Annotated in this window: 2 protein-coding genes; both read left to right on the top strand. The window is 60.6% G+C overall.

What is annotated here, in order from left to right; genetic code table 11:
- The first annotated feature begins 19 nt into the window (after positions 1–19).
- On the top strand, positions 20–6,448 hold the full coding sequence (locus ACQYWX_RS15925; protein ID WP_431685489.1) for an AMP-binding protein: 6,429 nt from the start codon (positions 20–22) through the stop codon (positions 6,446–6,448).
- A 76-nt stretch (positions 6,449–6,524) separates the two neighbouring features.
- A complete protein-coding gene (locus ACQYWX_RS15920) occupies positions 6,525–11,519 on the top strand; it encodes an SDR family NAD(P)-dependent oxidoreductase (protein WP_431685488.1) in 4,995 nt (1,664 codons plus the stop codon).
- Position 11,520: the final 1 nt, after the last annotated feature.

The following is an 11,520-nucleotide window of genomic DNA, read 5'->3' as shown; positions in this document are numbered from 1 at the left end:
AATGGAGAAGCAGTAAAACATGGAAATGCTCACGAATGATCCCATTGCAATAAATGCAAGGAAACAGGCGTTCAAAGCCTATGTCCGCCAGCAATTGGCGGCGGACTATCAGGAGTGCCCGTTTTTTGTGATGGCGCAGGCGACGCCTGAGGCGGACGCGACGACGACCATTACCTGCGCGCTTCCTGAGGCGCTTAACCGCCGGATTTACGCGATGGCGTCCGCCTCTCCGATGCATCGGTTATCGCTGTTCTCCGCCTGTATCAAGCATCTTGCGTTTGTGCACAGTCGCGAGCCCCTGGGCGCACTGAACTGGGCGATAGGCGCCGGAGAGCTGGGGCAAGGCCCGAATGACGGCCTTTACGTCATTCCCGCCCAGTGGCGGCTGACGGAAACAGAATTGGCGCAGCCGGTCAAACAACTGATCGGCGCGGAGCTGAGGCAGTGGAAGCAGGTTGCCGGATTGGTCGCTGGCCTGTCGCCGCAAAGCGCGTCCACCGATATGTCGGCGGGGCCGCAGGTGCTGGTGGGATATTCGGAAACGGGCGTCCCCTGCGCCGGCATGGACGCTTCTCAGTACAGGCTTTGTATTGGCGTTGAGGCGCGCCCCGAAGCGACCCGGCTGCATCTGCGTTTCAACCCGGATCAAGTGGACCCGGCGCTGGCGGCGCTGTTGCTTGAGCGCCTGCGAACGCTGATGGAGGCGATGGCGTTCGACCCGGGCGGCGTGCTCGCGTCCATGCCCTGGATTCCGCCTGCGGAACAGGCGCGCATTGACGCGCTGTCTACCCCCGCGCCGGCCCGGCCGCTGCGCTATCGCAATGTCGCCGAAGCCGTTGTGGCGGCGACCCGCGATAGAGGTGACTGGGTGTTTCTGGAATGCGACGAACGGACGGTTAACTTTCACCAGCTGCGGGCCTACACGGAGACATTGCTCCAAAGTCCCAAGTGGTCCCAGTGGGATGCGTTGGGAGACTGTGTGCTGATCGTCGGCGCGAAAGGGGTGGAAACCACGCTGGCGGCGATGGCCTGTATGCAAGTTGGCAAGCCGTTTTGTCTGCAGTCACATATCACTCCTGTCGAACAGCTGCTCGATATCGCCAGGACGCATCAGACACAAACTGTACTGCTGGATGCCGGCTGTGAAAATCTGCAGGCGGGTTTCCTCGCCCTGGGTTGTCGGACACTGTTATTGCCGGAGTATGCCGGGGAGACCATGGCGTCAGCGCGAACTCTCAATACAGAAGAGGCGTTGAGCAAGGGGTTGGCCGCACAATCGGACGACGCGCTGTGCGTGGTGTTCACCTCCGGCAGCGAAGGTAAGCCCAAAGGCTGCCTCAACACGCACAGGGCGTTGCTCAATATCTGCCAGGAAAAACGGGCGCTTTACCCAACCCAAAACTCCCGGGTCGCTTCTCTGGCCAACCATACGTTTGATTATTTTGTCCTGGAGTGCGTGCTGGCGTTGACCGAAGACGTGGTGATCGTTATCGCTCCAGAGGCGGTGCGCGCGGATGCGACGAAGTGCGCTGAATTTCTGCGTGAAAAACACATCGACCTGATGTTCACCACAACCGTGCTGGCGGAAGACATCATGGCGTTGGGCGATATTCCTGGCCTGCGACAATTGTATTTCGGCGGTGAGAGTCTCCGCGCTTTTCAGAAGCACAACTATGCGCTGTTTAATGTCTATGGGCCGAGCGAGACCGGCGTACTCACGACCTGTCAGCAAATCCAGGACGATGGTCAGAAGATAACCATCGGCAAGCCATTTAATGGTTACCAATGCGTGGTGGTGTTTCCCGATACGATGCAGCCCTGTCCTATAGGTGCCCCAGGAGAGCTGTTAATCGGCGGCGCGGGGGTGGGGCTGGGTTATCTGAGTCGGCCTGATCTGAGCGAAAAAGCGTTTTTACAGCTGAATACAGGGCGTTTGCAAGGACGTTACTACCGCAGCGGCGATCTGTGTTGCTGGAATGCGGACGGCGAACTGGAGATTCTGGGACGCAAAGACCGTCAGTTGAAGGTAAATGGCTTCCGCGTAGAGCTGGACGCCATTGAAAAAGCCGTATTGGGCCTGCCGGGCGTCTCTCAGGCGGCGGTGATCGGCATGGCCGACAGCCGTGGTCATGCGCGCCTGGGCGCGTTCATCGTGGCTGGAGAAGAGAAGCTATCCGAGCGCAATCTGCGTGAAGCGCTGCTCTTGCGGATGCCTGCTTACATGATTCCCAGTCAGATTATTCTGACGTCGGAACTGCCCATGAACCGCAACGGCAAGCTTGATCGTCAAAAACTGAAACAGACGCTCAGTGACGCCGCCGCCAGCGACGCGGGCCCGCGTCCGCAGGGGCCGACTCAAGAGTGGCTGGCGGGGTGCTGGGCCCGCCATCTTGAGTTGGACGCCACGGCTATTGGCGCGGATAAAAGCTTTTTCGCTTTAGGCGGACACTCTTTGCGCGCAGGCAGAGTGCTGGCGGAAATACAGCAGGAATTCGGTCAGGTAGTCTCACTGTTGGAGTTCTTTAAGCACGACGCTATCGCCAGCCTGGCGGCGCTGATAGACGCCCGCTCAGGCGGACAGCAGGGCAACGCTGCGGATACTTTTTCCAGGCTGTTGGATAAAGCGGCGGAATCCGGCGAGGTGGTTCGGGGCGAACTGTCCCCTCAGGAAGCCCGCTTGTACGCGCAGTACCGTCTGCATCCCGACTCAATGGCTTATGTATTGGAGATGGATATTCCCATACCTCGGGAAGTCCGAAGCGAGGCCGTGACGCAAGCACTACAGGCCTTGATTGACCGCCATGATATGTTGCGCACGCGTTATCCTCTTGATGGACGGGGGTCGCCCTTCGCGGAAGCGCTTCCCCAGCTTCACGCCGAGCAAATATTGAACGCCTCTGACGAGGCATGGACGCAGGCGTTTGCTTTGGAGCAGGGGCCGTTACTGCGCGCCCGCCTGCTGGAGCCGCAAACGCTGCGGGCTTGTTTACGTTTGCAAGTCCACCACATTCTGCTGGACAAGCCGTCCCTGGAGATACTCAAGCTTGAGTTCGAGCAGCGTTTGCGCGGGGAGCAGCCGTCTTTACCCGGCCTGAACTACCGCAACTATGCGCAGGCGTTGGCGGAAGCCCGTCAGCAACCGCTCTGGGAAGAAGCGCAGACGTTCTGGAAAGATTATCTTGAGGGTCTCGATTTTGATCCCTTCGGTCATGGCGCGGTGGATGACGATGACGGGGTGAAATATAACTCCTGGTCTCTGGCTGCAACCGAGTTGGCGGCGGTTAAGCGTCTATGCGCCCGCTACAACGTCACGCCGTCCGTGTTCTTTCTGGGGATATGGGGGCTGGCCGTAGCGCGGGAAGGCCGTAGCGACGCGTTTTCTATTTCCGTGGCGAACGCCTTTCGTCCACCGCAGGCGCAAAACACCGTAGGCATGTTCGTGTCTCTGGCGCCTTGCGCGTTTCGCTTTGATCGCGACGCGGAGGGGTTTGATGCTTACCTCAAATCTCTGGCGGAAGCGCAGTGGCGGGCGACGGAACGTCTGTTTTTCCCGGTGGAGGAAGTATTTGCGTTACTGCGTCACGACCCCAGAATGTTTGGCTCCAATCCGCTGCTGAATGTCGCCTATTCCTATTTCGACTCCGTTGAGGCCAGCGATGTGACTGCAGAAGGCGACGATGTCGGCAAGGAAGCTCACGGACCGTTGAATCTCACGGTGCTGCACGCCGAGGAGAGTTGCCGGCTGACGTTGGAGTATCAGGCGTCCGCTTTGCCGGAAGAGCGCATGGAGAAACTTGCTGCGAGCTATCGCGATATTCTGCGACAAACGTTGGGCGCCGACTCAGCCCCGTCGCTGCAGGACCTGCTTGTATCCGCCGTAACCGCCGCCCAGGCGTTCCGGCCTGCGCAACGGCGTGAAGCGTATCGCTCCATTGAAGATATTTTACGCGATGGTTTTCTGACCCTGGGCGATCGCCCCGCCGTGATTGACGACGAAGGCGAGCTGAGTTGGGCCGAGTTCGCGTCACTGACCGGGAGCTATGCAGAGCGCCTGAACCGCTCAGAAATTCGGCGCGCACTGATCCAAGGCCGTCCCGGACGCCGGTTGCAGGCGTTTCTGGCGGCGTGTTTCCTGACGCGAACCACTTATCTCGCCCTAGAAGAGGGAACGCCGGAAGCCCGCGTAGAGGAAGTAATGCGTCATGCGCAGCCGGACATAGTGGTGCGCGCGGATGATGCAATTGTCGCCGACCAGGGCATTAACCCGGACTTCGATTGGGGCCAGTTCAAGAGTGTGAAGTCCCTCGACGCCAACCCTGTCGCATGGATACTGTACAGCTCAGGCACCACAGGTCGCCCCAAAGGCATTTGCGTTGCGGCGCAGACCGTCGCGCAATATCTGGACTCGCTGGTCCGCACGCTGAACCTGCAACCCGGGGCGCGTGTGACCCAGCAGTTTTCCCCCAGCTTTGACGGCTATCTGGAAGAAGTGCTGCTGGCCTGGGCGCTGCAGGGAACCAGTCTGGTGACGGACCGCTACAGCCTGCTCGACGAACGCAGGGCGAAAGCGTTTCTGGCGCAGCGTCGTCCCGATGTGATTTCTGCGGCGCCGGCGCTGTTTTCCGCCTGGAACCGTATGGAGAACCTGGAGCCGTTCCCCAAAGTGTGCATCAGCGGCGGTGATTTTCTCACCCTCGGCGATATCGACCGCCTGTTAGAGCGCACCCAGATCTGGAACAGCTATGGCCCGACGGAAACCTGTATCGCCGTCTCCATGGCGAACTGCGCGGATATGGATTCGGCGCCGATGCTGTCCATCGGCGCGCCTCTGGATCACGTCGCCTTCGCCGTGATCGACCCCCAAGGGCGTCGCCTGCGCCCAGGTCAATGGGGCGAGCTGTTGATCTACGGAGACTTTGCGCAGCATGGCTACCTGAATGAGGCGGAACTGACTGCGCAGAAGTTCGGGAGCGATGATCAGGGCGCGTATTTCCGTACCGGCGATATGGCCATGGTGGACGCCAGTGGCCAGTGTTTCCTGAAAGGACGTATGGACGACAGCTGCAAGGTGCGAGGCAATTTTATCGGTCTTGGCGAGCTGGAGAGCCGGGCGGGACAACATCCCGGCGTGATCGCGGCGGGGGCGGCGGTGGCGCTGGCGGGAACGCCGGAGGCCTGCCTGGTGCTGGCAATAGAAGGCGAGGAGGGCGGCGGGGCGGGGCTACAGGCCCATCTGGCCCGGCATTACCCGCGCTCGCATCTGCCTTCCGCGATATTCCCGGTTGCGCGTTTGCCTCGCACCGAAACCGGCAAACTGGATCGGGCGCAAATCGTCGCCCTGTTTCAGGCGTGGCGTGAACGCGCGCAGGCAGCCCCGGACGCCACGGACCCGGCCTGGGACGGAGAGCTGGGGGAACTGGCGGCGTGCTGGCGCGAATGTCTGGGTTTCCAGGGCGCGTTGACGCCGGATTCGGACTTTTTCCAGGTGTCCGGGTCGTCTTTGAGTGCAGTGCGTCTGGCCAGCCAGATCGAGAGGCGGTTCGGCGTCCCGTTCAGTCCGGTGGATGTGTTTCGCCACGCCACCCTGGACGCCCAGCGGGCCCTGATCGAAAACCGTCGCCAGTCCCGGCCCATGGCGGAGGGATGTCTGCAGGAGCGCTTGCTGAATGCGGACGACGCCAGACTTCCCAAGTGGGTGCTGCTGCCTCCCGCGTTGGGTGGATTGGTTGAGCTGCAAGGGCTGGCGGATGCGTTGGCGGGTTCCGTGACGCTATCGGTGCTGGCCCTGGAGCCCGGCGCGGCCGTCGATCTTTCTGCAGAGGCGTTGCAGATGGCGCTGGCGGACGCATTGTCGGCGCTGGCCGCAGCGCATCGAGAAACGTCCGCGCGTCCCCTGTGGCTGGGCGGCTATTCCCTAGGGGCGGAGATGCTGGCGGCGTTGCTGACGCAGCGTCCGGAATTAGGCCAGGACGTTGAGCAGCTGGTGTTTCTTGACCCCAATCTGCAAACCAGCGTGTTCGACGGGCCGGCGCTGTATGCGGAGTTCCTGGCGTTGTTCCAGGACATCGCCGCGTCCGCTGAAGACAGTGAGACAGCAAGGGCGCTGGCGGCGATCGAAGACGAAGCCGCGTTGCGGGAAGCCTCGCCATCCCTGTTTATGGAATGGCGTTACTACCGGTTGCAGCATCAGCTCATCCAGCCCGCGCGCTTCCCTGAGCGTTTGTCGGCGTCCCCGTTGAATTGTATCCCGACGCGGGTGTTTCTCTCCGACGACGCCGATGAGAAAAGCGCCGCCGCGTTGCAGCGTTCTGCGCCGGCGAACGCGCTGATACGCCGCCTGCATGGGGATCACGTTGAGTTTTTGCGCAGGTTGGGCGCCGATGACGTGTCGCCCGCAGATTTCTCCCAGGCGCAGCCCGTTTCGGCAAGTCAGCCCGAGCCGGTTTAGTAATCAGGGGCGCCGCAAGGACCACAAGGATTTATATCAGACGACCTCGTCTGAGAGTTTAACAAGGTATGGAATTATGAGTGTTGTAGAGATTAGAGAAGATCTGGATATCGCCGTTATCGGCCTGGCGGGTCGCTTTCCCGGTTCCGATAACTGTCATGAGTATTGGCGCAACCTGCTCATGGGCGTGGACGGCATTTCTCATTTTACCGACGAAGAACTGCTCAAGGCCGGGCACGACGCCAACAAGATACGCAACAAGGACTTCGTGGCCGCCAACGGCGTGCTGGGCGGCGCGCAGTATTTCGATGCGGAATTCTTCGGATACAGTCAGGCGGAAGCCGCGCTGATGGACCCGCAAACCCGGCTGATGCTGGAGTGCGTGTGGCATGCGCTGGAGAACGCCGGCGTCGACCCCGACAAACGCGGACGCAGCATCGGTCTGTTTTTGGGGGCGCGCAGCACCGTGCAGTGGACCATGCAGGCGATGCTGTCCGAACAAGTGGATAACGTAGGCGGCTTTCTGGCGTCGCAATTGGCCAATAAAGACGCCATGAGCACGCTGATCTCCTGGAAACTGGGGCTGCAAGGGCCGAGCTTCACCATGCAGACCGCCTGTTCGACGAGTCTGGTCAGCATCCATCAGGCGGTGCAGAGTCTGTTGAACGGCGAGTGCGATTTCGCCGTGGCCGGCGGCGTCAGCCTGTTGTTGCCGCAACAGAATGGACATCTCTATCAGGAGGGCATGCTGTTCTCCAAAGACGGCAAAACCCGCGCGTTTGACGCCGACGCCAGCGGCAGCGTGTTCGGCAGCGGCCTGGGCGCGGTGGTGTTGCGCCGGGCGGGGGACGCCATCGCCGACAACGACCCCATCTGGGCGATTCTCAAAGGCTCCGCCATTAACAACGACGGCGCCCGCAAAGTGGGCTACACCGCCCCCAGCGTGAAAGGGCAGGCGGAGGTGATTCGCGCCGCACTGCAATTGGCGGAAGTGGACGCCGCCGACGTGGATTTCATCGAGTGTCACGGCACCGCCACCGGATTGGGGGACAGCATTGAGTTTATGGCCTTGCGCGAGGTGTTCGCTGAGAGCGGCGCCGACAGCGATACGCCGAACCAGTGCGCGCTGGGCGCAGTTAAAAGCAATATCGGCCACCTGGACTCCGCCGCCGGGGTCGCCGGATTCATCAAGACGGTGCTGGCGCTCAAACACGGCGTGATACCGCCGACGTTGCATTTCCAGCGTCCCAATCCGCAACTGGATTTTGAAAAGTCGTCCTTCTATGTCAACACTGAGGCGGAGCTCTGGCCATCACAGGACGGCAAGCTGCGCACCGGCGGCGTCAGCAGTTTCGGCATTGGCGGAACCAACGCCCATATCGTGCTGCAGGAATATGCGCCCGCGCCGACGAAGAAACCTGTCGAAAAAGAGCAGGGCGAACCGCTGTTTTTCCCTTTTTCCGCTATCAACTCAGCGTCGTTGACGCAGCATCTGGAAGCCGTGTCCCAGTGGCTGGTGACGCAGGAGAATCCTGATCTTCGCGCGCTCTCCCTTACGCTGCGCAAACGTCACAGCTTTCCCTGTCGGGCGCTGCTGGCGGCGGACTCCCAATTCGCCTTAATGCGGGAAATCGAGCGCTATCTGGCGCTTGCAGAGGATGGCGATGCACCGTCTCTGATCCGTTCGACCCTGGCGTCACTGGCGCCGGAGACCTTGAATGGGAAACAGGCTTCCCTTGATAACGAAGGCATCGAAAAGTGGCTCACAGGCGCTACAAAGGCGTTGCCGTCGTCACTATTCGGCGATCAATCCATAGCGCCCCTGAAGGATGTTCCGGGTTACGCTTTCGCCCGCGAAGATCACGGCGCAGGCCATGTCTCGGATAAAACCTGGGGGCGCATCGCGGACGTTCTGTCGGCGCCGGAAGGCGGCAATCTCTCCAAAAACGCGGCGGGCATGCTGACGCCATTCTGGAAACCCGTACGTCTTCGCAAAACCCGGGCGCAACCCGGGTCCCGGCGCGTGATGCTCACCCCGGCTTCGACTGAGGCGCTTACCGCAGGGCTCTCCCGGCATGATATCGAAGTGCTGGACTGTAACCCCTTATGTTCAGTGCAATTGCGCAGCGCACTGACGGAGTTGGCCGCAGGCGCGCCCAGCGAGCAATCCCTGACCTTGGCGCTGGCGATTCCCGCGGACGGCCTGTCAATGAATACGGAATCCCTGCAGGCGCTGGCTGAACTGGGCAGGGCGCTGACGGACGCGGATTTCTCAGGGTATGCGTCCGTACATATTTATTTGCTGGCGCCTTCCTTTTTAGCCGTGGACGACCCGCAGCAGGAAGCCGATCAGGTGCTGACGGCCGCCGCGCTGAAATCCCTGGCGTTAGTGGCGCCTCAGGAGATCCCCGGCATCGCGTGCGCCTGTGTGGAGATTTGCAATCCCAGTGAGAGATGGACGCCGGCGGCGCTCGCCAGCGTGTTGGCGTCTCCCATGCATGGACCTCTGAAGCTGAGCGAAGAAGGATTGTTTGTCGAGGGTTTTCGCTGTCCTGACGCAGACGAAAATGAGGTGCTGGAGGCGTCGCATTTTACTGGCGGGACCTTCGTGATTACCGGCGCGGGGGGCAGAATGGCCAGAGCGATGGCGAAAACCCTCGCCCAGCGCTTTCAGGGGCGACTGGCTCTGATCAGCCGTCAGCCAGCGGACTCGCCCGCCATGCAAGACCTGCGGCAGGAACTGACGGCGGCCGGCGCTGGCGCGGTGGAGGTGTTTCCCTATGCGCTGGAATCAGAAAGCGACGCCCTGGCGCTGTTTGAGAGCATTCGCCAGCGTCTGGGCGAAATACAGGTAGTGATTCACGCCGCCGGGGTGACGGATGGCGATTCCTTTGCGCCGCTCGCCCAGCTCGACGCAGACCGTTATCTGGCTCAGCTTAGGCCGAAAGCGCAGGTTGCGCAGACGCTGGCGCGGGTGTTCGAAAGCGTGCCTGTGGAGACCTGTTTTGTCACCTCTTCCATGTCTGCGTTTTTCGGTGGAATCGCCCACGCGCCTTATGCGGCCGCAAACCTGTTTCTGGATGGCTGGAGCCAACGGCGCAACAACCGGCTGGCGGCGACCCGCTGGGTGACGGTGAACTGGGAGACCATCCACTTCGAGGAAGCGTCGCCAAAAGACGCCAACGCCTGGGGCGCCAACGAAACGGCGTTGCTGGGAGCGGAGTTTCCCGCCTTGTTCGAACGCAGTTTGCGCGAGTTCGACCGTGAGGATCAAAAGATCTTCTCCGCCGGACAGTTTAGCGATCGTTTATACGCCTGGGGCGGTCGGCGCCCGGCGAACGGCGAGGGACAGGCTTCGTCCTCGGTCAACAGCATTAAGCTGAAGCCGCGGCCAGCGACCGTGGCGGCGGCGTTTACCGCGCCCGGCAATACATTGCAGGAAGAGATTGCGGCCATCTGGAGCGGCATCCTCGGCGTGGAAGGCGTAGGGATCGACGATCGTTTCATGGAGCTGGGCGGCGACAGTCTCAAAACTATCGTGATGGCGGAAAAAGTGTATAAAAAGCTGGGTAAACGGATTGCTATCCAGGACTTTTTCGCGCAGCCGACTATTCGTGAGATCGAGCGCCAATGCCTGCTGGAGCAGGAGGACGTCAAAGTCCCTGCGCTGGACATTGATCCCGCCGCGCCCATATTGGCGAGCGCGGATCAGGAACTGCTTTACATACACCAGACCACTTTTCAGGACGCCAGCTATAACATGCCGGTGGCCTTTGAATGTCCCGCATCATACAGCCCTACAGATATTGCGGCGGCGATTGAGCTGGTGGCTGCCCGGCATCTGGTGTTGAAGTGCCTGTTCAAGCGACAGGGCGCCAACCTGATGATGGAACCCCAGGTCCAGGCCAAAACCAGTTTGGCGGTATTCGAACCCGCCGCGGCGGAAACGGAGAATCGGGCTCGCCTGGAGCAGTTCGCCGCCATGCCGTTCGATCTGCACGCCACGCTGCCTATTCGCGCCATGATGATAACCAGCCCCGGGACCGGGCGGCCGCATCAAGTGTTGATCGTCGTCCATCATATTGTTTGCGATGCGGTGTCCCTCGGCATTCTCGCAGACGATTTGCAGAACTTCCTCGCCGGGCGTTCGCCGGCGCCTTTGGAATACAGCTACGCCGCATTCCGTCAGGTGCGACAGGCGGCTGAAGACGAGGCGAAAATCCGCAAGGACAAAGCGTTCTGGCTCGCCAACTTATTACCCTTGCCGGCGCCGCTGGCGTTGCCGCGGGTGGAAAGCTGCGATGACGGTGATGAATCCGGGCGCAATCAGGGCGCGACGCTGATCCAGTCGCTGCCCCGGCAGATCAGCGAGGACGTCAAACAGCTGTGTGAGGACCTGGGTCTGCCGACCTTTACGTTCTTCATGGGCGCATTTGGCGTGCTGATGAGCAAGATAGCGCGGGCGGATTCTTTCCTGCTTGGCGTACCAGTCACTGGACGCACGCAGCCGGAAGAAATGCAACTGGTCGGGTATCTGGTCAACATGCTCGCCCTCAAGCTTGAGCCGGAGGCGGAGTTCCCGGTGGCGGATTATCTGCTGGATCTAAACGAACAATGGTCTGAGTGCGCGCCTTATCAAACCTATACAATGAGTGCGCTTCTACAGGACTTGAGCGCGGAATCCTATTGTCAGCATCGCCAGGGTAAACACCCTCTGTTCGATGTGGTTTTCGGGTATTTGCCGCAAAGCCTCAACGGCGCAGCGGAAGATAGCCAGAGTGCAGGATTGTCGCGACTGGATATCGGCTCGGATACGGCGAAGTTTGATCTGGTGCTGGAAGTGTCTGAAACCCGGGAGGGCTTCGATTGCACTATCCAATATCGCAATCACATGTTTGACCAGACGACGATACAAGCGATGTTCCAATACTACTTCGAACTGGTGGGGGCCATCCTCGCGGACCCGGAAACGGAAGTGCAGGACTTATTGCAAAACCTCGATTACCAACCCGTCCAATCTGACGCTGTGCAAACGGCGGACAGGGATGTGGACTTAGAGTTTGATTTTTAGG

The organism is Hahella sp. NBU794 (assembly GCF_050749805.1).
GTDB lineage: Bacteria > Pseudomonadota > Gammaproteobacteria > Pseudomonadales > Oleiphilaceae > Hahella.
Note: the sequence above shows the minus strand (reverse complement) of the source record. Positions and strands in the feature narration are given on the sequence as shown.